The following is a 23233-nucleotide window of genomic DNA, read 5'->3' as shown; positions in this document are numbered from 1 at the left end:
AATGAATCTCGGGGGATTAGAATATGGTTGGTGTTAAATTATTTCACTTTGGTATAGAAGATGTTAAGCTTCATTCGTCTGGTTCCTGCTGGCGCGTCTTTTACTGGAGCCAGTAAAATTGATCGTTCTGCGGAACTGGCGAAAGGACTTACTGTAAATTCTGTAGCTGGCGTTGGGGAAAGAAAGGTGCCATAATCCTGCGTTCTGCCGTCTACTAAGTCCTGTATATAGGCCGTAATGCTAAAGATATACCTTCTGTTGACTGAGTCAAAATATCCACCAAACAATTCAGGAGCCTGAAGCGCTCTTGGGTCACCGTTGTATACATTTTGTATAGTCAGGTCATTGTCCGGAACGTTTACTGGTAGTCCTGCTGCACTAAACCTGTACAGTCTTAATCTTGGAGCAGGTTTAAAATAAGTATCCTCTTCCGGCGCAAGGTCTATCACTAATTCTGCTTTATTGATGGATGCTTTTTCACCGGCAAGCTTGGTTTTGAATTCCGTAAAATCAAAAGAGATTTTATTTTTCAAACCGGTTAGGCCTTGTACATACGTTTTTGGATATTGTGTATTAGAGGCATCATCTAGCTGCGTTTGAATTGCTGTTGCACTGCTGTAATTGTGATTTGCATAAGCAACTACAGGGCTTGTTGAGTTGTCGATCGGAAAAATCACCGATACGGTGTCTTTGGTTCCAGGGGATAAGCCGTCTTTTCTGTAGTACACCTGTAGTTTCGCGCCATTATTCACATCCGCATTTGGTGCAAGATTGAAGAAGGCCATTGCGCCTGACCCTGTTGCCTGTGTTACATTTACATACAGGCCATTAAATTTGCTGATGAATAAATCGTTTCTGGCGTAAGCAAGGGTGTCCATATTCACAATTTTATTCAGGATTTTTGTAGGATCCAGGTTAATTCTGATTTGTGGGGCTACCGTCACCGCAGTATCTGCTTTACCAGTTACGTAATTAATCACCTTAAAACGGCTGTTTGGGCGTTGTTGGTGATCTGTGCTTTGTCCTAAAACTTCAGAGGTTTGTGCTCCCCAGTTTGTAGAGCTTAAAAAGCTAGTTTGTAAGGTTAGGTCCACTGCCAGTTGTTTTACCGTAAAGGTAAATTTCTGTGTAGAATCTCCGTAGAAGCTAGTAGAATAAGGCAATACCAAAACTGCCGAGTCGACGATTGGATTTTTACCAAAGCGGTAAGCTACCGAAGGGATATTCACCGTCATTGCTGTTCCTGCTTCACTTTTTCCGAAGATTGCATCGTTCATGATACCTATTGGGTATCTAACTAAGGTACTGGCTGAAACGGCTTCGTCCCTTTGTGTACGGGAAGTTAGCGTTGTATTATCGTATAATTCTCCTTTGATAGTATCACCATCCGGACCAAGGCCAATTGTATGGTCATCTTTACACGAAGAAAAAAGAAAAAGACCTATCAACATGGTTAATAAGTCTTGTTTTGTAAATTTCATATTTAAATTAATAATACCTGAGTTTATGCTATAGAAACCAATTCTTCATCCGAAATCTCTTCATATAAAGAATAGAAGTTTTCGAAATCCTCGGTTAAATTAAAGGCTAAAGTTGGTTTATTAGAATCTTTAACAAATTTTAACACATTTGCATCGATCTTATCATGCGCTAATACGACTGCGTCTGAGTAAGTAATGGCGCCCATGTGTAAGGTATTGCAATCTGCATTTTCAAACATTTTCGTGTCCTCAAGTGTCATTGCGTTCATTACTGCTTTCTTATGAAGATCTGCATGCAGTTTTTCTGTAAAGCAGTTCTCATAGATAGAATATACTACTTTAGCATTTTTGAAAGTAGGATCATTCTTATAAGAAGTTTTGATGTAAGCAGGCACTAAAGAGGTCATCCAGCCATGACAGTGAACGATGTCTGGAGCCCAGCCTAGTTTCTTAACAGTTTCCAATGCGCCTTTGCAAAAGAAGATTGTTCTTTCGTCATTATCCGCATAGAATTTTTCTTCTTTGTCTCTAAAAACGTATTTGCGTTGGAAATAATCTTCGTTATCCAGGAAGTACACCTGCATACGAGCAGCTGGAATAGAGGCAACTTTAATAATTAAAGGGTTGTCATTATCATCAATGATAATGTTCATTCCTGAAAGACGTATCACTTCGTGCAATCTGTTCCTTCTTTCATTAATATTCCCGAATCTAGGCATCAAAATACGGATTTCGAATCCTTTATCCTGCATCGCCTGTGGTAGTTGACGGGTTATTTCTGAAATTTTAGTGAGTTCAAGGAAAGGCGACATCTCGTGTGTAACAATCAGTAGCTTCGTTTTGGCCATCTCCATATTCTGTAAATAAATAATTATGTTAAAGAAAAGATTATCAAGGGGCAAAGGTAAGCAAAATAATAACATTTATCAATTATATAGGCAAGATGTTTTGTTTGGAATAGATAATTAACCAACTTTGCCCTTTGAAATTTTATAGGCTAGTTTGAAAGTTATAAACACCATTGCAGCGTTAAAGTCGTTGCTTGAACCAATAAAATTGGGTCAACAGAAAATTGCTTTAGTGCCTACTATGGGTGCATTGCACAAAGGACATGTCTCCTTAATTAAGATTGCACAGCAGCATGCTGATGTAGTGGTTTGCAGCATTTTTGTAAACCCAACGCAGTTTACCGATCCAAAAGATCTGGAGAAATATCCCCGTCCTTTAGAACACGATATGCAAATGCTTTTAGCGGCAGGATGCGATGTGGTATTTATGCCCTCTGTAAAGGAAATGTACCCTGAACAAGAGGAATGGCACATTGACCTGGGCCCTGCAGAGTTTTTACTCGAGGGAGAATTCAGGAGAGGCCATTATCAGGGCGTTACACAAATCGTGAATAAGCTGTTCAATGCCGTTAATCCTGACATCGCTTTCTTCGGACAAAAAGATTTCCAGCAGGTGCTGATGATTGAAAATATGGTGGCCTATTTTAAGCTACCGGTACAGATTATTTCCTGTCCGATTATCAGGGAAGATGACGGCCTGGCCATGAGTTCTAGAAACATTCATCTGACTGCAGAAGACCGCAAACATGCCTTGGTATTGAGCGCTGCTTTAAACTATGTAAAAGATCACTTTAATGACCTGAGTATTCCGGTATTACTGGAAAATGCAAAAAGCATGATCTCGGCGATCCCAGGGGTGGAGCTAGACTATTTTACCATTGCAAATGGGAAAACCTTGCTTCCGGACTCTGATAAAAATCAACAGGATTTAGTGGCATTAGTGGCTGCAAAGGTAGGTCAGACGAGGCTTATCGATAATATGCTACTCAATTGACCATCCATTAAATACCGTATCCACTAAAATTTCGTAACTTTGAATTATGATTATCGAGATATTAAAATCGAAAATACACCGTGTTAAAGTAACACAGGCAGAATTGAACTATGTAGGTAGTATTACTATCGATCAGGATCTGATGGATGCTGCTCAGATCATTGCCAATGAAAAGGTGCAGATTGTAAACAACAACAACGGAGAACGTTTTGAAACTTATGTGATTAAGGGCGAACGCGGAACGGGTATTGTTTGCTTAAATGGAGCCGTGGCCAGAAAAGTGCAGGTCGGCGATATCCTTATCATTATGTCTTTTGGCTCTCTGCCGATCGAAGAAGCAAAGAAATATCATCCTGTTCTTGTTTTTCCTGACGACAATAATCGCCTTTTAAAATAGCAGGGAGTTATATCGCGTAAAATAATACTATGCAGCCATAGTAATCTGATCTAGAAATACTAAATTTGGCAGTACGTATATTTTTATCTATATAATTATGCTATTTCAATTAAGTGAAGAACAATTGATGATTCAACAGGCCGCAAGGGATTTCGCACAGACTGAACTTAAGCCCGGAGTTATCGAAAGAGATGAGCGCCAGAAATTCCCTGCCGAGCAAGTAAAAAAGCTGGGTGAACTCGGGTTTCTTGGAATGATGGTTTCAGAAAAATATAATGGCAGCGGGCTAGACGCGCTATCTTATGTCCTGGTGATGGAAGAATTGTCGAAAGTAGACGCTTCTGCCTCTGTGGTGGTTTCCGTGAACAACTCCCTGGTTTGTTATGGACTGGAGTCTTACGGTTCCGAATTTCAAAAAGAGAAATATCTGAAGCCATTGGCTGCCGGAGAAAAAATCGGGGCTTTCTGTTTATCAGAGCCTGAAGCCGGATCAGATGCCACCTCACAGCAAACAACTGCTGTAGATATGGGCGATTACTACCTGTTAAATGGTACAAAAAACTGGATTACTAATGGAAATACCGCTTCCACCTATCTGGTGATTGCGCAAACTGACCGCGCTTTGAAGCATAAAGGAATCAACGCCTTTATTGTTGAAAAGGGAATGGAAGGCTTTACCGTTGGTCCGAAAGAAAATAAGATGGGTATTCGTGGTTCTGATACCCATTCACTCATGTTTAATGATGTTAAAGTCCCTAAAGAAAACAGGATTGGCGAAGATGGATTTGGGTTCACATTCGCGATGAAAACCCTGGAGGGTGGGCGTATTGGTATTGCTGCACAAGCCCTGGGTATTGCTGCAGGTGCTTATGAACTGGCTTTGGCTTATTCAAAAGAGCGCAAATCATTTGGTAAAGCGATTGCAGAACATCAGGCGATTGCCTTTAAGCTGGCAGACATGGCTACTAGTATTGAAGCGGCGCGGATGTTGGTGTATAAAGCGGCTTGGTTGAAAGACCAGGGACAATCTTATACTTTGGCGGGTTCTATGGCTAAGTTGTACGCTTCTAAAGTAGCAATGGATGTAACCGTTGAAGCGGTTCAGATTCATGGCGGCTATGGTTTTGTAAAAGAATACCATGTAGAGCGTATGATGAGAGATGCTAAAATCACTCAGATCTATGAAGGAACTACGGAAATTCAGAAAATGGTAATTTCCAGAGAAATATTAAGATAGGTCATTTAATTGGCCATATAAAAAGGGAGTCAGGTGGTGGCTCCCTTTTTTTTTGAACTATATTTTCTGACCTCGGATAGAGGCTAAGTACTGTTGGGCAACTGTTGCAGGTTCAGTTAGGGTTGGGAAAGGGTTGGGAAGGGGTTCGGTTAGGGTTGCTATAGTCCTGAAGTATCTGAACCCTAAGTCAACCCTAACCGAACCCTTTCCTAACCTTAGGCGAAAACTAGTCTCTTTATAGCAAGTTCTCCATGTTTTTATATTTTTAACAGCAAGCCCTTAAAGGAGGATTAATCTTTATCTGTGCCCATTAGAGCGCCTAATAATGCTTTGATGACGGCCACTACGATGGCTAATAATGCTGCTGCCCAGAAACCACTTGTGTTAAAGGTGGTCATCATGTTATCAACCAATAAAATCATCAGGACGGTGATGATGAAAGAAACCAGGCCGAGGGTTAAAAAGTTAATAGGGAAAGTGAAGATTCTGAGGATGGTTCCGATCGTAGCATTCGCCAGCGATATCAGTACTGCGGCAAGAACGGCCGTCCAATAGGTATCTACGTGTACACCGGGGATAATTTTTGAGCCTAAAAATACGGCAAGTCCTAATAATAAAATTTCTACAATAAGCTTCATAATGTTTAATTTAGTGTCATGTTTAAATACTTTGTCAGGCTGATCCTGGTTGGTTGTGCCAGCCTTTCCTTTGCCGGTTGCTCCGATGCAAATAATAAGCCACTTTCTATAGATTTCTCGGCAGACAGTTCAAAGATCGTGTTTACGCACATTGATCCAAGGGGTTTATTGGAATTGCAGGGGCTCAAAAATAGAGATTCTGTTTTGAATGACTTAATTTCGGTTTTACAAACGCCATCGGAAAAAGATTCGCTCATTAGGGAGGAACCGATCCCTGGGCAGATGACTCTGAGCGACAGCAGCCTTGTGTTCAGCCCCCTACAACCTTTTGTAAAGGGCAGAACCTATCTGGTCATTACTCATTTGAATATTCAATTTGCTAAGCCGGAAGAAATTGTCAAAGGAAAATTAAGCTATAGCATTAAGCCGCAACAAAAGGTGTTGAACAGGTAGCAGAGCGCTTTGTATGGCTTAGTTTCTGTCCCGTATCTTGCTGAAAAAGTTGCACATACCTTACATATAACATCAGTTCCATTTTTATTTTGTGAAAATATTTCATATCTTTGCACTGTAATAGAGGGCAAGAGGGGACAGGAGTCCCCTCTTTTCTTTTATTAGCAAATTGGTTATGCAAGCAGAAAAAAGAGTAACAGAGTTAGTTGAAGAGAAGATTTCGGATAGGCCGGAGTTGTTTTTGGTAGAAGTTAAAATGCTTCCAAACAATAAGCTTATTATTCATGTTGATGGCGATGAAGGGATTAGTATCCAGGATTGTGCAGCGATCAGCAGACATGTAGGTTTTCATTTGGAAGAAGAAAATACCATCGATAAAGCTTATAATTTAGAGGTATCCTCACCAGGTGTTGGTGAACCGCTGAGACTGAAAAGACAATATGTAAAAAACATTGGCAGAGAGTTAAGTGTGAAGCTGAACGGTGGAGAAATTAAAGAAGGCAAGTTGCTTTCTGTTGAAGATAATGGCATAACCATCGAAGCGAAGGTTAAAGAAAAAGGTAAAAAGGCGACGCTGGAAGAAACCAGTATCGACTTTAGTAGTATAACAGAAACAAAGGTTTTAATTTCATTTAAATAAAAATGAGCAATATTAATTTAATCGATTCATTTCAGGAATTCAAAGAGTTCAAGAACATCGACCGTCCTACAGTGATTAGTGTGCTGGAAGAGGTATTTCGCAGTATGTTGCGTAAAAAATACGGTACAGATGAGAATTGTGACGTCATCGTTAACCCGGACAACGGGGATTTGGAAATCTGGCGTACGAGAAAGGTGATGGAGGATGGTTTTTCTGAAGATGATGACCTGGAGATCGAACTGTCTGAAGTAAAGCGCTTAGATCCTGATATGGAAGTTGGCGACGATTACATTGAGCAGATCACTTTAGAGAGCTTTGGACGTAGAGCAATTTTAGCTGCACGCCAGACCCTTGTATCTAAGGTATTAGAATTAGAGAAAGACGAGATCTTCAAAAAATATAAAGATAGAGTTGGTGAGATTGTAACTGGAGAAGTTTACCAGGTTTGGAAGAAAGAAACATTGGTGCTGGATGATGAAGGCAACGAGTTGATGATGCCAAAAACGGAACAAATTCCTGCTGATTATTTCAAAAAAGGTGATACTGTTCGCGCGGTGATCCTTAAGGTTGATATGATCAATGCAACACCAAAAATTATCATTTCAAGGATTGCCCCTGAATTCTTACAACGTTTGTTTGAAATTGAGGTTCCTGAGATTTTTGACGGCTTAATCACCATCAAGAAAATCGTGCGTGAGCCAGGAGAAAGAGCGAAAGTTGCAGTGGAATCTTATGACGACAGAATTGATCCTGTTGGCGCATGTGTGGGTATGAAAGGTTCAAGGATACATGGTATCGTTAGAGAACTTAAAAATGAAAACATTGATGTGATTAACTTCACTAACAACGTTTCATTATATATTACCAGAGCATTGAGCCCGGCAAAAATCACTTCTATTAAGTTAGATGATGAAACGAAACACGCTTCGGTATATTTGAAACCAGATCAGGTTTCATTGGCAATCGGTAGAGGTGGGCATAATATTAAATTAGCTGGTAAATTAACCGGTTATGAGATCGATGTTTATCGTGAAGCAGGCGAAGAAGATGAGGATGTGGATATTGAAGAATTCTCAGACGAAATCGACAGCTGGATCATTGATGAATTGAAATCAATCGGTTGTGATACCGCAAAAAGTGTACTTTCACTTTCAATTGACGAGTTGGTAAAACGTACCGACCTTGAAGAAGAAACCGTCAAAGAAGTGATGAGTATATTAAAATCAGAGTTTGAATAAAACGTTAACTTGAACAGTCAAAATTATGTGGCCATTAAAAACAAATCACATACCCATGAAATAAACAAGAATAAACGTTACTTTTGTATAAGAATTAAAGAAAAAATAGGATATCAATGTCAGACGACAAACCAATAATTTTATTTAAAGCAGTTAAGGAACTTAACGTAGGCATAGCTACGGCCGTTGAGTTTTTAGAAAAGAAAGGCTTTTCTGTTGAGAATAAACCCACTACTAAGCTCTCCCGCGACATGTATAATGCGCTGTTGAAAGAGTTTCAGGGCGATAAGATCGTAAAAGAAGAAGCCAATCAGATTGTTATTGGTAAAATTCGTCGTGATGAGCCGGAAGCAGCTGAAAAAGCTGCAGAAGCACCTAGAAAAAATGTAGAATTCGAAAATGAAGGCATCTTAATTAAGAACCTTCATTCGTATACTCCTCCTGTAGAGAAAGCTAAAGAAGAAACTCCGGCAAAACCGGTGGCTCCTGTAGTGGAAAAAACAGAAGAGAAACCTGAAGAGGGAGCATTGCCGGGTGTGAAAATAGTAGGGAAAATCAATTTAGACGATTTAAACACTAAAACCCGTCCGGTCAAGAAAGACGAAGCACCAGAAGTGCCTCAGCCAGTTGCTGAAGTACCTAAAGTAGCGGAACCAACACCAGCCCCTGCTCCAGCGGAGAAAGCACTTGTAGAAGAGAAAGCAGTTGAGAAACCAGTAGAAGCCCCAAAAGCGGAAGTGGTTAAACCTGTGGAACAACCTAAGGTGGAAGAGACTCCAAAGCCTGTTGAGCAACCTGTTGCTAAAATAGAGCCAGAAGTAAAAGAAACTCCAAAACCAGTGGAAGCACCAAAAATAATTGAAACGCCTAAAGTAGCGGAAGCCCCTAAAGTTGAAAAAACTGACGGTGTGGAAGTAATCAAGGCACGTTCTGTAAAACTATCAGGACCAAACATCATCGGTAAAATTGTATTACCGGTAACTCCTGATCGTAAATCATCACCTGTAGCCTCATCGGCAGACAGCAATGATGCAAAGAGAAAGCGTAAGCGTAAAAAGACTCCAGGCCATCCTGGTCAGGGAGGTCATACTTCCGGAGGAAATCAAGCGGCACCAGGAGCTGCAGGAACAGGCACAACAGCGCCGAAACCAGCACCTACTTTTACCAACAGACCTGATTTCAGGAACAATACGAATAACACTGCCAACAGGCCAAACTTCAGGAACAATAAACCGGGATCTCCTGGTAACGGTCCTAAAGAAGAACCTACGGAAAAAGAAATCCAGGATCAGATTAAAGCAACACTTGCACGTTTAAGTGGAGCAGGTAAATCTGGTAAGTTCGCACAACGTGCAAAATTACGTCGTCAAAAACGTGATGATGTGGCACTTTCTGCAGACGAAGCTGCGATGGAATTAGAATCACAATCCAAAGTATTAAGGGTGACGGAATTTGTTACGGCAAATGAGTTGGCTACGATGATGGATGTGCCGGTAACAAAAATTATCGGAACTTGTATGAGTCTAGGTATGTTCGTATCCATCAACCAACGTTTGGATGCTGAAACATTAACCATTGTTGCAGATGAATTCGGTTACGAAATTCAATTCGTGAAACCGGATGATGAAAGCGATATTCTAATCGAAGAAGAAGATAACGAAGAAGATTTGGTTCCAAGAGCACCGGTGGTGACGATTATGGGTCACGTCGATCACGGTAAGACTTCATTGCTGGATTATATTCGTAAAGCAAACGTAGTGGCTGGTGAAGCCGGTGGTATTACACAGCACATTGGTGCTTATATGGTAACCACACCTACAGGTAAACAAGTAACTTTCTTAGATACTCCAGGTCACGAAGCCTTTACAGCAATGCGTGCACGTGGTGCGAAAGTTGCCGATATTGCCATCATTGTGGTTGCAGCGGATGATGCAGTAATGCCTCAGACTAAAGAAGCAATCCAACATGCTCAGGCAGCAGGCGTACCATTGGTGTTTGCCTTTACCAAAATTGATAAACCGGGTGCAAACTCAGAAAAAATACGCGAGCAATTATCAACAATGAATATCCTTGTAGAGGATTGGGGAGGTAGTTTCCAATCTCAGGAGATTTCAGGTAAGAGCGGACTAAACGTAGACTTGTTATTAGAGAAGGTATTATTAGAAGCAGAAATGCTTGACCTAAAAGCCAACCCTAACAAACGTGCTACAGGTAGTGTAATTGAAGCAACATTAGATAAAGGTCGTGGTATTGTAACTACGGTTCTTGTTCAGGCAGGTACTTTGAAAATCGGTGATCCGATCTTAGCGGGTAGTTATAGCGGACGTGTGAAAGCGTTGTTTAACGAACGTGGTCAGAAAGTTGATAAAGCAGGCCCATCAGTACCAGTACAGGTATTGGGTATGCAAGGAGCGCCTACTGCAGGTGATAAATTCAATGCACTGGAAAGTGAAGTTGAAGCAAGAGAAATTGCCAATAAACGTCTACAGTTAATGCGTGAGCAGGGTCTTCGTACTCAGAAACACATTACCTTGGATGAGATCGGTCGTCGTTTGGCTATCGGTAACTTTAAAGAGCTGAACCTGATTGTTAAAGGTGACGTGGATGGATCAATCGAGGCATTATCTGACTCATTATTGAAACTATCTACAGAAGAGATTCAAATCAATATCATTAGTAAAGCGGTAGGTCAGATTTCTGAATCTGATGTATTGTTAGCTTCTGCTTCTGATGCGATCATCATCGGTTTCCAGGTTCGTCCTTCCCCAGGAGCGCGTAAGCTTGCTGAGGCAGAACAAATCGACATCAGACTTTACTCGATCATCTACGATGCAATCAATGAGATTAAAGCAGCGATGGAAGGTATGTTGGCTCCAGAATTTGAAGAGAAAATCACCGCTAACGTGGAGATCAGAGATACCTTCAAAATCACTAAAGTGGGTACAATTGCAGGATGTATGGTATTGGATGGTACGATCACTCGTAACAGTAAGATCCGTATCGTTAGAGATGGTGTGGTAATTTACACAGGTGAGCTGGCTTCATTGAAACGTTATAAAGATGACGTGAAAGAAGTATCAAGAGGTTACGAGTGTGGATTGAACATTCAGAACTTTAACAACATCGAAGTAGGTGACATCGTTGAAGCTTACGAACAAGTTGAAGTAAAAAGAAAGTTATAAGCTTTCTTTAACAAATAAAAAATCAAACCGCCACATATCCTGTGGCGGTTTTTTTACGCATAAAAAATATAAATCCAAATGACCACCATTAAAGCAGGTTACCTTATTTCTTACGATTATGAGTTTGTTAAAACCTCATTACCCAGAATATATGATTTTGTAGATGAAATATATTTTGCCGTAGATGTGGATGGGAAAACCTGGTCTGGCGGTTCATTGGAAATTGACCCTCAGTTTTGGGAATGGGTTAAAGCTTTTGATAAAGAACAAAAAATCACAATTTATAAAGATCATTTTTACCTTCCTGGTCTTGCGCCAATGGAATGTGATACCCGGGAAAGGAACCTTTTAGGGAAAAGGATGGGTAAGGCCGATTGGTATATTCAAATTGATTCTGACGAGTATTTTGTAGATTTTGAAGCCTTTATAAAAAGACTGAAAACGTTTCATCCGGAAAAGCCAACCAGCATCTACTGTAGTGTAGCGACCTTATTTAAGGAGCTTCCTGCCGGTTTTCTATTGATAGACGATTCTTTTGAAACCCTTAGTTTTGCTACAAATCATCCGGTATATGACCTGGCCAGAAACAACAATTCCGGCAATGAGCAGCTGCATTGGGATAATTTAATGCTACACCAAAGCTGGGCAAGAACAACCATTGAGATTCAGCAAAAGCTGGACAACTGGAGCCATAAGGATGATTTCAATACCAAGAGCTTTTTTAAACTATGGGATGCTATAGATGAGAACAACTACAATTGTCTGAGAGACTTTCATCCTCTTAATCCTGTGACCTGGCCCAAATTGATTTTCTTTAGGGGGACAATCAATGAGATTTTGAATTCAGAGCAGCTGAAAAGCTTTAAAACCAATAACCAGAAACCGGTAAAAAACAAGTCCTTCTTATCCCGGTTATGGAAAAAGCTAAAGGACTAGCGGCGAATTCCCTGATAAAATGTTTTAATCTTTAGCATCACTGAATTTTTGCCGATATCAATCGGACTTAAGAAAATGAGGGTGTCAGCGGCTTTTTCTTTCTTTTCGGTTGAACTTGTAAACAGCAAGCGGAATGGTGTAACCAACAATAATCTGATTTTTGTGAGTAAGTGTTTTTCACATTTTTGTTTCAGTGTATTTGCCAGATCATATCTTCGCAGGATCTGATTACTCTCCTTGAATCCGTTAAAAAGTTGAACCCTGTATTCGCTTTGCAGGCGATTCTCGGGCATGTAATGCTCGAAGCTGAGTTGTTCGTCATAATACAGCTGATAACCTGCCAGAATTAGCCGTTTGCAATATTCGGCATCTTCCCCTGCGGTTAGTTGTTTTCCTAATCTACCGGTTAGTAAGGAAGGGAAACCAGCATACATTTTCAGGTATAATGCAGTACGTGTACCTAATCCTGCACCCCATAAATATCCTTTGTCTGTAACCAGACCGCTTTGCTTCGCTGGCTTTCCACAGGCATAACCTTCTTCATATTCTGCAAACCAGTCTGGAAGCGCAGGTAGATCGCATACCGCAATTCCTTGTCCACCAACAGCGCCAACTTCCGGACGGTTATCCAAAATTTCATATACTTTTTCAAGGTAATCCGGACTCAGCCAGTTGTCGTCATCACAAATTAAAAGGTATTCGAATTTAGCATTGGCAGCACCCAGATCCAGCGCATAGCTCTTCCCTGGCCTTAGCTCAGAAAGTATGGTAAAAGGAACATTAGGTAGGTTGTATTTGTCCCATTCTCTTTGAGCAACTAGCGCTGAGTCATCCTTCGAAGCATTGTCTACCACAATCAGTTCCCATTGGATTTTAGCTGTTACCGTTTGTAAAGCAAGATGTTGGATAGTTTTTGCAAGCCTTGAAGCACCATTATAGGTGCAGACAAGGACTGTAATTCCTTTAATCATTCTAATAATTTCTTTATTTTCTTTTCCGCCTGAATTTTTTCCAGATGGCAGCTGGGACTAATTTTACCATACTTACCTTGGTAGAAAGGGCATTGTTAAATAGGTCTTTTACGACCGCTTTGTTGCCTTTGTCAATAGTGTCTTTTACCAGCCAATATTCCACAAATTTCTTTTTGTAGGCACGGTAATATTGATGCTCCGTAATCAGCTGTTCGGTATACATGATATTCAGAATCCTAAGTTCTTCCACGAAATTCAATCCGCTCAGGTAAGCTTTTCCACTCACATCATTACCATGTTTTCTAAAGTAATTGAGGACTTTGGCACTGATATGAACCTTTCCTAATCTGGATAACTGTACCCAGAAATACCAATCACCACAAAAACGGAAAGTAGTCAGTTCCTCAGGAATCTGGTCAAATTTATCCCTTCTCCAGATGGCCATACTGGCATTGAAAATGGCCATAGGAACCGCTAGATATTTTTGAATAAACTGGTTCCCATCTACTGTTTCCGACAAGGCTTTATGGAAGGACTGGAAAATAATATCATGCTGATCATTGATGCAGTAGGACTGGCAATAGCTGATCACCGTGTCTTTATCTTTTTCCATACCCGCTACAAGTGTTTCCAGCAGCGATGGCTCACACCAATCATCACTTTCTGCAATCCATACATAGGTGCCTTTCGCAGCGTTTACACCTTTTTTCCATTGCTTGAAAGTACTGCCACTATTTTGTTCATTAAAAATAACCTGCGTTACTTTTGGATGATCACGGTACTCGTTTAATACGTTTCTGCTGTCATCTGTTGAACAATCATCCATTAAGATGAGTTCAAAATCCTGATATGTCTGAGAAAGGATGCTTTCTATCCGTTGTTTCAGGTATTTGACGTGATTGTAATTAGGAACGATAACAGATACTTTTGGCATAAAGGATGGGATGGGAAGTAAAAATAGAGGATTTTTATATATTTCGTTAAATATTTGCGGATCAAAGCGTGTATTTATCATTACTTTTGTTAAAATATTACAACTCCGGCAAATGTTTTAACAAAAATAAGACTAATAAGTCAGTTTTTGCTGCCCTTAGCCATTGAAAAGTGTAAATATAGTAATACCTTTTATAACTAATTTTAAGATTTATGGGGTCCAAGGATCTGAAAATTTCAATTATAACGATTAACTATAATAATTCCGCAGGATTAAAGGAAACGATTCAGTCTGTTCTGAATCAGGACTATCTTAATATAGAGTATATTGTAATTGACGGGGATTCAACAGACGGAAGTAAAGAAGTGATCAGCGATTATAAGGACCAGATTCATTATTGGGTAACTGAACCTGATAAAGGGATTTATAACGCGATGAATAAAGGAATCAGGGCGGCTACCGGGGATTATTTGCTTTTTCTGAATAGCGGAGATTTTTTAATTGACACGCAGGTGATCAAAGGCGCAGTGGCCTTGGGAATGACGGAAGACCTGGTCTCCGGAAACATGATCTTTCATGAGCGTAATGAAAATTGGTGTCCTCCAGATGTTTTGACTTTCAAAACCTTTTATGAAGGTACAATTCCTCATCCCACAACTTTTATCAAACGCAGTCTTTTTGACTTGGTAGGTTTATATAATGAGTCTTATCGCGTAGTGTCTGACTGGGAGTTTTTTATACTGGCTACTTGCAAATTTAATTGTACTTATCAGCATATTGACCATTACATCAGCAGATTTCTATGTGATGGTTTGAGTTCTGACCCTATAAATATGGAGCGTATTTTAACGGAACGTTCGAAAGTATTAAGCACACATTTCCCGCTGTTCCTTGCCGATTATAAGGATTATGCTGCAATGAGCGTAGAAATGAAAAAGATAAATTACTTTATCAAATGCCGTAGGTTTGTGAAGCGTTTGTTTAAGTCTAAAAAGAAGTAAGTAGCGCTTAGGAGAAAGATCATTTATAAATGAAAAAGAGAATATTATTTATTACCCAGGACCTTGGCCGTACCGGATCCGAAATGGTGTTGTGGTATTTGTTAAATAACCTGGACAAGGATCAATATTCCATTTATGTGCTTTGTATGAAGAAAGGGGAGTTGTTCGACTTACTTCCTGATCATATAGGCAAGGAAATTTTTTATAAATCAAGCCCTAATTGGTATAAGAGAGCATTTAGAGGGCTCTTAAAAGTTCTGGGTAAAAACGCTGTTGCCGTTCAGGTGGATCGCATCATGCGCCATTTTAAAGCGGATATCTGGTACGTAAATACCGTCGTTATTCCCGATGTATTTGAAGCTTCCAAAAATTATCAAGTGAAAGTGGTGACCCATGTCCACGAATTACCAGGCGCATTTGCCTTGATAAAAGGGCAGGCTTTAAAAAGTATTTTCTCTTATTCGGATGTGTGCATTGGCTGTTCAGAGATCGTTTGTGAGAAAATTGCAGATTTTGGTCATCCAGATATTCGATTACAGCATAGTTTTATTGATGCAAGTACCATTCAGGTGGACGCAGATCGTATAGCACAGATCAAGAAAAAACTAGGCGTTCTGCCAGGGGATTTTGTATGGGTGGTTTCCGGTGCGACTAGTTATATGAAAGGAATTGATCAGGTATTGCCGATTTTAGAGCATTTTAAGGATGAACCAATCAAGATCATTTGGATCGGTAAGCAACTTAACACCGGATTAGATTTTTATGTTCAACACATAGCAGAATTAAAGTATCCAGGTAAACTCCTATTTACGGGTGCCTTGTCTGAGGATTATTATAATTATATGTCTGTAGCAAATGGATTTTTACTATTGTCCAGAGAAGAATCTTTTTCACTGGTGATGTTGGAAGCTGCCTATCTGGGCATTCCAATCGTTGCTTTTAACATAGGAATCGTACCTCAGTTTTTGCAAAAAGAAATGGGGATTGTGATCGATAACTGGAGTATGGTGGACCTTTTAACAGGAATGAGGGAGTTTTATGAACATCGTGGATATGATGTTGAAAAGCTTAAAAGTAATGCATTAAAATATGATGTGCAGCAGCAATTGCCAAAGTTTGAGGCGCTGTTAAACAATGTTGCTAACAGCCTTTAGGCTGTTTTCTAGATATGACGGTTAATCAGGCTTGATTAATTTAGCTCAGGAATGTGCTTTCTCCAAAAATCTGTGCCTATGAGGAGTGGCGCATGACAGCCAAAGGGAAGTTTTCCACCCATTCTTTTTACTGCATTTTCAGGTTCAAATTCCAGGGCAAATTGTAAAGCTTCCTCCCAATGGGGAATACGAAATGCGCGGTTTATCTTTACTGCTTCAATAGACCAGAATATATCTTCATTATAATTGTGTGATTTGGGATTCCAATAGCGCTCATACAAATCAACATTGCATAATTCCAGTGTTTTGAGCGCTGATGAGATATTTCGCAGCGATAGCCCTCCATTTCCTACCTTGTTAGCCAACCAGCCGTTCTTTCTTTTTCTGGCGAGTATTCGTTGCCATATTGTACGATACAACCAGGCATGTAAAGGCCCTTTTGTGAGTGCTGAAGTTTTATACCATGGAGCGCCTATATAATCATAAGATTGATTACACCAATAATCCAGCTCGTTTTTAAATAGATATACATCTGATTGATGAATCAGCAAGTATTCAAAATCGGCAAAACGACTATAAAGATCCGAAGAAATCATCAGTCGGTTATAGCCCTTTATACTATCAAAGAAATGATTTGGAAAACGTTCTACACGGAGGTTCCTAAGTTTGCCAAAGGACTCCTCAATAATCAACCGCTCAGGAGCAATAATTACTTGTTCAAATCCTTCCGTTTTTTGCAGGCCATTTTCCAGAAAACTAAGCTCAATAGGCTGCAATTTCCGGTAGGCGGGGATAACGACCACACATTTTTTATTGCTCATCTGTGAGATTAAATTGATAAAAGACTGTGGTATACTTCCCAGTATTTTTTAGCACTATTTTTCCAGTTAAACTGTTTTGCATGCGCAATGATGGCTTCCTCAGGATGTGTGCGATGATGTTGCTCCAATCCGGTATCAAATACGATATTCATGTGGCTGGCCTCAAAGTCATCGAAATAATAAGCAAATTCAGCTCCAATTTCGGGGAGAGAAGTTGCCTTGGAAAGAAATACTGGTTTACCAAAGCTCATCGCCTCTATAACTGGAATGCCAAAGCCTTCCGCCAAAGATGGAAAAACAAAAGCATGACAGTTTTTATAATACCAATATTTATCTTCCTTACTTACTGGTCCCAGGATTTTTACCTGATCCTGAACTTGGTATTTAACCGCTTCTTCCATGATTTTTGCAACATAGGCCGGATCGGTTTTTCCTGCAATAACTAGTTCCAAATCTCTGTTTTTAACTAAACATGGAAGGGTGTGGAAGTTCTTCTTGGCATTTACCGTTCCTAAGGTAAATATAAAGGACTTAGCAGGACGATAAACAGGTTCGTCATGCTCCGGGAACTCTTCCACATTACAGCCATTATAAATGACCGTGATCGGTTTGTCCACTTTTAGGTGTTTGAGGATATCCTTTTTAGTAAACTCAGAGATCACCACAATATGATCTGCGCGATCTATATTTTTCTGATGTTTTTTTAAATAGCTGATATTTTTTGCTTCAGACTTGTCTTCATAAAGAAAATTTAAGTCATGAACAGTCAATACACACTTACGCTTCGGGCTTGAAGGTGGCATGTACCATGATGTTTGATAGGTACAATGCCAGATATCTATATGAGCATCCAGCCTTGGGAACAGGAACTTATGCAGGCTTTTTTGAGTTAAAAAACGAAGATCAGCAGGGAAATAATGCTGATCCTTTTGCTGAATATAGAGCCCCAGTTGATCTTCTTGCTTTTTTGTTTCCAGCAAGGCAAGTCCCAGCTGATGGCAATATTCAAATAACCCTGTATAAGGGTATTTCATTCGCTCACAATCTAAAATGATTTCCAATTCTCTATTATATTTTAATCGAATGATTTAGTTTTAATCTGTAAAGGTTTGCATGTCTATTAACCTTCTGTATAGTCCGTTACGGTTAATTAGGTCGCTATGGCTGCCGGATTCAATTACTTTGCCACTTTCTACAACCACAATCAGATCCGCATTTTGTATCGTTGATAAACGATGCGCAATGATTAACGAAGTTCTGTTTTCCATCAATTTATACAAAGCATCCTGTACCAGTTTTTCTGATTCAGTATCCAGTGCTGAGGTTGCTTCATCCAATAGCATTAAAGGAGGATTACCAAGAATCGCTCTGGCAATACATAACCTTTGTCTCTGGCCTCCAGATAAACGGATACCGCGATCGCCGATAGAAGTTTCATAACCCTCATCAGTATTCATGATGAAATCATGTGCGTTCGCAATTCTCGCTGCCGCAATCACTTCATCGCGTGTGGCATTAGGTTTTGCAAAAGCAATGTTGTTAAATATGGTATCATTAAATAAAATAGATTCCTGGTTTACAAAGCCCATTTGAGCCCTCAATGATTCTACTTTTATATCACGGAGGTCTACACCATCGATAAGGATTCGTCCTGTCTGAGGTTCAATAAACCTTGGCAATAGATCCATTAAGGTAGATTTACCACCACCAGATGGGCCAACAAGGGCCACAGTCTTACCTTTGGGTATTTCTATATTGATGTGGTTTAATATGATTCTATCACCATAAGAGAAGGAAACATCTTCCATAATGATAGACTTATTAAAGGATTTTATTTCAATTGCATTCGGTTTGTCTACAATTTCCGGTTTCTCATCAATCAGGTCAAGCACTCTTTTCCCTGCTGCAAGTCCAGTATGGATTCCACTAAAGGCATCAGAAAGGGCTTTTGCCGGTCTCATCACTTGGGAGAAGATCGCGATATAAGCGATGAACTCTGAAGATTGTAAGTCTGATTCACCTGTTAAAACCAATGAGCCTCCAAAATATACAATGCCGGCAACCATCATTACACCCATGAACTCCGAAACTGGAGAAGCCAGCTGTTGTCTTCTTACCATCTTTCTGGTGATGTTTGAATAGTTCAGGTTTTCCTGGTGAAACCTATCTTTTACGTATTCAGTAGCATTAAATGCTTTCACAATTTTAATTCCAGAAAGGGCTTCGTCAAGGTATCCAAGCATATTGGCGAAAGTTTCATGTGCTTGTGTCGCCTGCTGTCTTAAGCGCTTCACTATTTTTGCGATGATTAATCCTGAAAGAGGAATGACCAGCAATGAAAACAAGGTCAGCTTTACAGAGATAGAGAACAACAGTACAATATATACAATCAGTGTTACCGGTTCTTTAAATACCACTTGAAGGGTATTGGTTACCGTAAACTGAACCACCTGAACATCTGATGATATTTTAGAAATGATATCACCTTTACGGGAATTGTTAAAATAACCCAAATGTAAGTTCATCACATTGTTGAATACCTTTTTACGTAAGTTTAATAAGGTATGTACACGCAGATCTTCCATGGTTTTTGCAGATAGATACCTGAAAATATTGGATAAGAACACAGATCCAACAATCACAAGACAAACGAATTTTAAAGCTTGTGTAGGGCCATAGTTCCGAATATAGTAATCCGTTAGCTCTCTGAATTTACCCATGATATCCCACCATGATTGCTCTTTAGCCACTGTAGGTACTGTTGATGCAGCAATGGCAGCTTTATGGTTAAATAAGGTATCTAATAATGGGGCCAACAAGGCCAGATTTAGGGTGTTAAATAAGATATAAAGAAGTGTTGCAACCACATAAGGAATTGCGAACTTTTCTATCGGTTTTGCAAAGGATAATAACCTGAAATAGTCTTTCATTAAGAATTTAAAATTTTCCAAAGGTACATAATTACACGCAGGTATAAAATATAGCGGAATCATGATTTGATTACCTATTATTGGATATAATTCTGTTTTTTTGCACCAAACAATTTTTATTAATGATTAATAAAGAGGAACTTCTGAAAGGAATCAAACAAGGCTCTTTCATTACTTTGGCCAGGGCGCTTACCCTGGTGGAGAATGGCATTGCTCCTGCTGCTCAGCTATTAAGATCACTGGAGCTGAATCAGACTCCTGTGATTGGAATAACCGGTCCTCCCGGAGCAGGGAAAAGTACATTGGTCAATGCGATCACAATGCACTTAACGGCTCAACAGAAGAAAATTGCTATTCTCGCCGTCGATCCTACTTCCCCATTTAATTTTGGCTCTTTACTGGGGGATCGAATCCGAATGGCGCAACATTTCAATAATCCTAATGTATATATCCGTTCGATTGCGACAAGAGGCGCTTTAGGGGGCATCTCCGCTAAAACCATTGAGATGGTAGATGTAATTAAAGCGGCCAACTTTGACCTGATTTTCGTGGAAACGGTAGGAGTAGGGCAGTCAGAGATAGAAATTGCCGGTCTGGCAGATAAAACGGTAGTGGTCCTGGTTCCGGAATCCGGAGATGAAATTCAGCACATCAAATCAGGATTGATGGAAATAGCACAGGCATTTGTAGTGAATAAAGCAGATCGTGATGGCGCCGATACTTTTGCGAATAACCTTAAAAAACTGATGTATCAGCAGCATCAACAAATTCCAGTTTTTAAAACTGTAGCAGATAAGGATATAGGGATTGCAGCACTGTGCGACTGGTTACTGGAACCCAGCTTGGCCGATAACGATCGCAGGCCTTTTCTCCTTGCAGAAAAGGCACTGAAAATAATTGAACATTATCGGATGGCAGGTTTGGATAAGAAACAATTGTTGCTGGACATTAAAGAAGCATTGAAAGCCCCGGATTTTAATATCTATAAATTTGCAGACAGCTGGATTTCGACCTAGATTGGCAATGCCTTTCTGTATAGCCGATTTGTATGGAAAAAAGGAATGGACTTCCTAAAAGGCAGGACATTTTTGTCAATTCTGGAAAATTTTGTGCCATTAATTTGAAGGCGGTGTATTTTTTACACTTTATCCCTATTTTTAATGATTATTGTGTTTTTTTGGCATAGTGTAATGCTTATCGTGTTGTTTTACAGCGTGTTTTACTTTTTTAAAACAAAAGGGCGGGTTGATTTGTATGTTCTTCTTTCGAAAAATATTCGGTTCAGGCACTATTAGAATTACCCAATTAGTCACCCTTGGAAACTTTGGAACGGAGTTTGTATATCTATTGTGGGAATTTAAAAAATTGTTTAGTTTTGCTACGCAAAAAATTATACAATTAATTTGTTTAACCTTAAAAAAGAAAATTATGAATTATTCTACTTTAAAAAAGGGTCTTGCAGTCTCTTTCGTAGCATTAATGGGAGCGACGACTCTTGCTAGTGCACAAGATTCTCCTGCGACTTCTTCTTCAGCCAAGGTATTTGGTGGAAGAGCACAGTACAGATCATGGTCAATCGGTGTAAACGGTGGTGTTTTATCTCCATTTGTTGCTATCGGTGGATCAAATGACTTCACTAACTTCGATGTAAACTTAGGTTACGGTATCTCTTTGAGAAAACAACTAGGTCATGCATTCGGATTAGAAGGTAACATTTTCCGTGGTAAAGTTTCAGGTACTAACAAAGACGCTGTAGGCGGTGCTGTTAATGGCGTGAAAGCTTTCGAAACTGAAATGCAATACTCTATCGATTTAAGAGGTGTTGTTAACGTTGCAACTGTAGATTTCTTACGTCGTGAGAACTCAGTAAACTTCTTCGTAACTGCTGGTTACGGTTTAGTTGCTTACAACCCAATCGTTGACGGTAAAGACAACAAAGGTAAATTTGGTGAAGACAAAGATAAAGACTTCGTAAAAGAAGCTTATATCCCAGTTGGAGCAGGTGTTAAATTTAAAGTATCTGACCGTGTGTCATTTAACTTAGGTTACACTATGCACTTCATCGACGGTGATAATTTTGACGGAGTATATGCAAAAGCAACTACTAAAGATAAATTCTCTTACGGATATGCAGGTCTAGAATTCTCTCTAGGTTCTAAATCTAAACCAAACCTTGACTGGGTTAATCCTTTAGCTTTAATGTATGATGAATTGAAAGATCCTTCATTACGTCAAGAAGTTGAAGCATTAAAAGTTCGTGTATCTAGCGTTGAAAAATCTGTTGAAGATTTGAAAAAAGATTCTGATGGTGACGGTGTTGCTGATCAATTCGATAAATGTCCAGGTACTCCAGCAGGAGTTGCAGTTGATGGTTCAGGCTGTCCTCTACCTAAAGTAGAAGTTGCTGTAGTTGATGCTAGCAATGTAACTGGTTTCGAAAGAATCCAATTTGAATTTAACTCTTCAGTTCTTAAAACTGATTCATACCCTACTTTAGATAAATTATCTTCTGTATTGCGTGATGCTGGTGGTAAAGTAACTGTTAATGGTTATGCTTCAAGCGAAGGTACTGCTGCTTACAACTTAAAATTATCTAAAGACAGAGCTAACTCTGTGAAAACTTACTTAGTTAACTCTGGTGTTAACGCTAGTCAAGTAATCACTAAAGGTCATGGTGAAGCTAATCCAATCGCTTCTAACGATACTGAAGAAGGTCGTATCCAAAACCGTCGTGTTGAATCTGCTAGAAACTAATACTTTCTAAGTAAATATTATAAAAAAGAGGGCTTCAATTTTGAAGCTCTCTTTTTTTTTATGCCTACATTTGTGGACGTATGTATCTATTTAGAAAGAAAGATCCGAACCGACCAACCAATATCAACCTAAAAATCATGCACGTCATTAATGCCGTTGCAATCGCTGTTTTTGTAGCTGGACTGCTTTATAAGCTGATCAGCTGGCTTTTTTAGAACAATAAAACCTATATAATTATGAAGCAAATATTCAATACCGACGACGCACCAGCTCCTATTGGTCCATACAGCCAGGCTGTAAAAGCAAATGGTTTCTTATTCTTGTCAGGCCAGATCGCAATCAACCCGCAAAATGGTGAATTAAACATGACTTCGATCTCTGAAGAAACTCACCAGGTGATGAGAAATATTAAAGCTGTATTATTGGAAGCTTCTTATACCTTCGGTGATGTGATAAAGACAACTATATTTCTAACTGATATGGCATTGTTTAATGAAGTGAATGCTGTATACGGTTCTTATTTCGATAGCAAAAGCAATTTTCCTGCACGTGAAACTGTTGCTGTGAAAGGCTTGCCTAAAGGTGTAAACGTAGAAATTTCAATCATCGCCTCTAAAGGATAAG

General features: G+C 39.6%; 22 protein-coding genes. 14 read left to right on the top strand and 8 right to left on the bottom strand.

Translation table 11 applies throughout. The features are described 5' to 3' along the window. Positions 1 to 38: 38 nt before the first annotated feature. A complete protein-coding gene (locus R2S10_RS24230) occupies positions 39 to 1481 on the bottom strand; it encodes a DUF4270 domain-containing protein (RefSeq protein ID WP_316842978.1) in 1443 nt (480 codons plus the stop codon). Positions 1482 to 1504: 23 nt separating this feature from the next. Continuing rightward, complete coding sequence (locus tag R2S10_RS24225; RefSeq protein WP_316842977.1) at positions 1505 to 2329, bottom strand: glycogen/starch synthase; 825 nt, start codon at positions 2327 to 2329, stop codon at positions 1505 to 1507. A gap of 154 nt (positions 2330 to 2483) precedes the next feature. Between R2S10_RS24225 and panC the strand changes: the two genes are divergently transcribed. The 3 genes from panC (at position 2484) to R2S10_RS24210 (ending at position 4957) form a co-directional block, all read left to right on the top strand. Next, the gene (panC, locus tag R2S10_RS24220) at positions 2484 to 3323 is read left to right on the top strand and encodes a pantoate--beta-alanine ligase (protein ID WP_316842976.1); all 840 of its coding nucleotides are present in this window, start codon (positions 2484 to 2486) and stop codon (positions 3321 to 3323) included. A gap of 46 nt (positions 3324 to 3369) precedes the next feature. Continuing rightward, the gene (gene panD, locus R2S10_RS24215) at positions 3370 to 3720 is read left to right on the top strand and encodes an aspartate 1-decarboxylase (protein WP_062550751.1); all 351 of its coding nucleotides are present in this window, start codon (positions 3370 to 3372) and stop codon (positions 3718 to 3720) included. A 97-nt stretch (positions 3721 to 3817) separates the two neighbouring features. Next, positions 3818 to 4957 carry an acyl-CoA dehydrogenase family protein gene (locus R2S10_RS24210; protein ID WP_316842975.1) on the top strand — a complete coding sequence of 380 codons (1140 nt, stop codon included), beginning with the start codon at positions 3818 to 3820 and terminating at the stop codon, positions 4955 to 4957. A gap of 290 nt (positions 4958 to 5247) precedes the next feature. Here the strand turns inward: R2S10_RS24210 and R2S10_RS24205 are convergent, their stop codons facing one another. Next, positions 5248 to 5595, bottom strand: a complete 348-nt coding sequence (locus R2S10_RS24205) for a phage holin family protein (protein WP_316842974.1) — start codon at positions 5593 to 5595, stop codon at positions 5248 to 5250. 18 nt (positions 5596 to 5613) lie between these two features. On the opposite strand from R2S10_RS24205, the gene R2S10_RS24200 reads away from it, so the two are divergent. The 5 genes from R2S10_RS24200 to R2S10_RS24180 all read left to right on the top strand — a co-directional run bounded on the left by R2S10_RS24200 (position 5614) and on the right by R2S10_RS24180 (position 12044). After that, positions 5614 to 6048 carry a hypothetical protein gene (locus R2S10_RS24200; RefSeq protein WP_316842973.1) on the top strand — a complete coding sequence of 145 codons (435 nt, stop codon included), beginning with the start codon at positions 5614 to 5616 and terminating at the stop codon, positions 6046 to 6048. A gap of 175 nt (positions 6049 to 6223) precedes the next feature. Continuing rightward, positions 6224 to 6688 (top strand): ribosome assembly cofactor RimP, encoded by a 465-nt coding sequence (gene rimP / locus R2S10_RS24195; RefSeq protein WP_316842972.1) that lies wholly within the window; start codon positions 6224 to 6226, stop codon positions 6686 to 6688. A gap of 2 nt (positions 6689 to 6690) precedes the next feature. Beyond that, positions 6691 to 7926 (top strand): transcription termination factor NusA, encoded by a 1236-nt coding sequence (gene nusA / locus R2S10_RS24190; protein ID WP_062550746.1) that lies wholly within the window; start codon positions 6691 to 6693, stop codon positions 7924 to 7926. 116 nt (positions 7927 to 8042) lie between these two features. Further along, positions 8043 to 11108 (top strand): translation initiation factor IF-2, encoded by a 3066-nt coding sequence (gene infB, locus R2S10_RS24185; RefSeq protein ID WP_316842971.1) that lies wholly within the window; start codon positions 8043 to 8045, stop codon positions 11106 to 11108. Positions 11109 to 11186: 78 nt separating this feature from the next. Beyond that, a complete protein-coding gene (locus R2S10_RS24180; protein ID WP_316842970.1) occupies positions 11187 to 12044 on the top strand; it encodes a hypothetical protein in 858 nt (285 codons plus the stop codon). Here the strand turns inward: R2S10_RS24180 and R2S10_RS24175 are convergent. Together R2S10_RS24175 and R2S10_RS24170 are read right to left on the bottom strand one after the other, a co-directional pair. Further along, positions 12041 to 13015 (bottom strand): glycosyltransferase, encoded by a 975-nt coding sequence (locus R2S10_RS24175; RefSeq protein ID WP_316842969.1) that lies wholly within the window; start codon positions 13013 to 13015, stop codon positions 12041 to 12043. The genes R2S10_RS24180 and R2S10_RS24175 overlap by 4 nt on opposite strands. 13 nt (positions 13016 to 13028) lie before the next feature. After that, entirely contained in the window at positions 13029 to 13949 is a 921-nt protein-coding gene (locus tag R2S10_RS24170; protein WP_316842968.1) for a glycosyltransferase family 2 protein, read from the bottom strand. 212 nt (positions 13950 to 14161) lie between these two features. On the opposite strand from R2S10_RS24170, the gene R2S10_RS24165 reads away from it, so the two are divergent. Further along, positions 14162 to 14950, top strand: coding sequence for a glycosyltransferase family 2 protein (locus tag R2S10_RS24165; RefSeq protein WP_316842967.1), 789 nt, complete (start codon positions 14162 to 14164; stop codon positions 14948 to 14950). Positions 14951 to 14979: 29 nt separating this feature from the next. Further along, positions 14980 to 16104: a glycosyltransferase family 4 protein gene (locus tag R2S10_RS24160; protein WP_316842966.1), complete on the top strand. Its 1125-nt coding sequence runs from the start codon at positions 14980 to 14982 to the stop codon at positions 16102 to 16104. Positions 16105 to 16139: 35 nt separating this feature from the next. On the opposite strand, the gene R2S10_RS24155 is transcribed toward R2S10_RS24160, so the two are convergent. Genes R2S10_RS24155 through R2S10_RS24145 form a run of 3 tightly spaced genes read right to left on the bottom strand, consistent with a single transcriptional unit; the run spans position 16140 to position 19855 of the window. Further along, on the bottom strand, positions 16140 to 16925 hold the full coding sequence (locus tag R2S10_RS24155; protein ID WP_316842965.1) for a DUF5672 family protein: 786 nt from the start codon (positions 16923 to 16925) through the stop codon (positions 16140 to 16142). Between the two features lie 8 nt (positions 16926 to 16933). Further along, entirely contained in the window at positions 16934 to 17959 is a 1026-nt protein-coding gene (locus R2S10_RS24150; RefSeq protein ID WP_316842964.1) for a glycosyltransferase family 1 protein, read from the bottom strand. Between the two features lie 60 nt (positions 17960 to 18019). Beyond that, the gene (locus R2S10_RS24145) at positions 18020 to 19855 is read right to left on the bottom strand and encodes an ABC transporter ATP-binding protein (protein WP_316842963.1); all 1836 of its coding nucleotides are present in this window, start codon (positions 19853 to 19855) and stop codon (positions 18020 to 18022) included. A gap of 122 nt (positions 19856 to 19977) precedes the next feature. Between R2S10_RS24145 and meaB the strand changes: the two genes are divergently transcribed. The 4 genes from meaB to R2S10_RS24125 all read left to right on the top strand — a co-directional run bounded on the left by meaB (position 19978) and on the right by R2S10_RS24125 (position 23232). Continuing rightward, entirely contained in the window at positions 19978 to 20871 is an 894-nt protein-coding gene (meaB, locus tag R2S10_RS24140) for a methylmalonyl Co-A mutase-associated GTPase MeaB (protein ID WP_316842962.1), read from the top strand. Positions 20872 to 21283: 412 nt separating this feature from the next. Beyond that, entirely contained in the window at positions 21284 to 22609 is a 1326-nt protein-coding gene (locus R2S10_RS24135) for an OmpA family protein (RefSeq protein ID WP_316842999.1), read from the top strand. Between the two features lie 80 nt (positions 22610 to 22689). Further along, on the top strand, positions 22690 to 22824 hold the full coding sequence (locus tag R2S10_RS24130) for a DUF6728 family protein (RefSeq protein ID WP_316822084.1): 135 nt from the start codon (positions 22690 to 22692) through the stop codon (positions 22822 to 22824). A gap of 21 nt (positions 22825 to 22845) precedes the next feature. Then, complete coding sequence (locus R2S10_RS24125; protein WP_316842961.1) at positions 22846 to 23232, top strand: RidA family protein; 387 nt, start codon at positions 22846 to 22848, stop codon at positions 23230 to 23232. Position 23233: the final 1 nt, after the last annotated feature.

Source organism: Pedobacter gandavensis (assembly GCF_032678745.1).
Classification (GTDB): Bacteria; Bacteroidota; Bacteroidia; order Sphingobacteriales; family Sphingobacteriaceae; genus Pedobacter; species Pedobacter gandavensis_C.
Note: the sequence above shows the minus strand (reverse complement) of the source record. Positions and strands in the feature narration are given on the sequence as shown.

What these genes read in the sequence shown, in the direction of transcription:
- infB (WP_316842971.1), top strand. Translation starts at nt 8,043, where the DNA reads ATGTCAGACGACAAACCAATAATTTTATTTAAAGCAGTTAAGGAACTT.
- rimP (WP_316842972.1), top strand. Translation starts at nt 6,224, where the DNA reads ATGCAAGCAGAAAAAAGAGTAACAGAGTTAGTTGAAGAGAAGATTTCG.
- R2S10_RS24205 (WP_316842974.1), bottom strand. Translation starts at nt 5,595, where the DNA reads ATGAAGCTTATTGTAGAAATTTTATTATTAGGACTTGCCGTATTTTTA.
- R2S10_RS24200 (WP_316842973.1), top strand. Translation starts at nt 5,614, where the DNA reads ATGTTTAAATACTTTGTCAGGCTGATCCTGGTTGGTTGTGCCAGCCTT.
- R2S10_RS24180 (WP_316842970.1), top strand. Translation starts at nt 11,187, where the DNA reads ATGACCACCATTAAAGCAGGTTACCTTATTTCTTACGATTATGAGTTT.
- panD (WP_062550751.1), top strand. Translation starts at nt 3,370, where the DNA reads ATGATTATCGAGATATTAAAATCGAAAATACACCGTGTTAAAGTAACA.
- R2S10_RS24210 (WP_316842975.1), top strand. Translation starts at nt 3,818, where the DNA reads ATGCTATTTCAATTAAGTGAAGAACAATTGATGATTCAACAGGCCGCA.
- R2S10_RS24150 (WP_316842964.1), bottom strand. Translation starts at nt 17,959, where the DNA reads ATGAAATACCCTTATACAGGGTTATTTGAATATTGCCATCAGCTGGGA.
- R2S10_RS24160 (WP_316842966.1), top strand. Translation starts at nt 14,980, where the DNA reads ATGAAAAAGAGAATATTATTTATTACCCAGGACCTTGGCCGTACCGGA.
- R2S10_RS24230 (WP_316842978.1), bottom strand. Translation starts at nt 1,481, where the DNA reads ATGAAATTTACAAAACAAGACTTATTAACCATGTTGATAGGTCTTTTT.
- R2S10_RS24155 (WP_316842965.1), bottom strand. Translation starts at nt 16,925, where the DNA reads ATGAGCAATAAAAAATGTGTGGTCGTTATCCCCGCCTACCGGAAATTG.
- R2S10_RS24170 (WP_316842968.1), bottom strand. Translation starts at nt 13,949, where the DNA reads ATGCCAAAAGTATCTGTTATCGTTCCTAATTACAATCACGTCAAATAC.
- R2S10_RS24175 (WP_316842969.1), bottom strand. Translation starts at nt 13,015, where the DNA reads ATGATTAAAGGAATTACAGTCCTTGTCTGCACCTATAATGGTGCTTCA.
- R2S10_RS24135 (WP_316842999.1), top strand. Translation starts at nt 21,284, where the DNA reads ATGAATTATTCTACTTTAAAAAAGGGTCTTGCAGTCTCTTTCGTAGCA.
- meaB (WP_316842962.1), top strand. Translation starts at nt 19,978, where the DNA reads ATGATTAATAAAGAGGAACTTCTGAAAGGAATCAAACAAGGCTCTTTC.
- R2S10_RS24130 (WP_316822084.1), top strand. Translation starts at nt 22,690, where the DNA reads ATGTATCTATTTAGAAAGAAAGATCCGAACCGACCAACCAATATCAAC.
- R2S10_RS24165 (WP_316842967.1), top strand. Translation starts at nt 14,162, where the DNA reads ATGGGGTCCAAGGATCTGAAAATTTCAATTATAACGATTAACTATAAT.
- R2S10_RS24125 (WP_316842961.1), top strand. Translation starts at nt 22,846, where the DNA reads ATGAAGCAAATATTCAATACCGACGACGCACCAGCTCCTATTGGTCCA.
- nusA (WP_062550746.1), top strand. Translation starts at nt 6,691, where the DNA reads ATGAGCAATATTAATTTAATCGATTCATTTCAGGAATTCAAAGAGTTC.
- R2S10_RS24225 (WP_316842977.1), bottom strand. Translation starts at nt 2,329, where the DNA reads ATGGCCAAAACGAAGCTACTGATTGTTACACACGAGATGTCGCCTTTC.
- R2S10_RS24145 (WP_316842963.1), bottom strand. Translation starts at nt 19,855, where the DNA reads ATGAAAGACTATTTCAGGTTATTATCCTTTGCAAAACCGATAGAAAAG.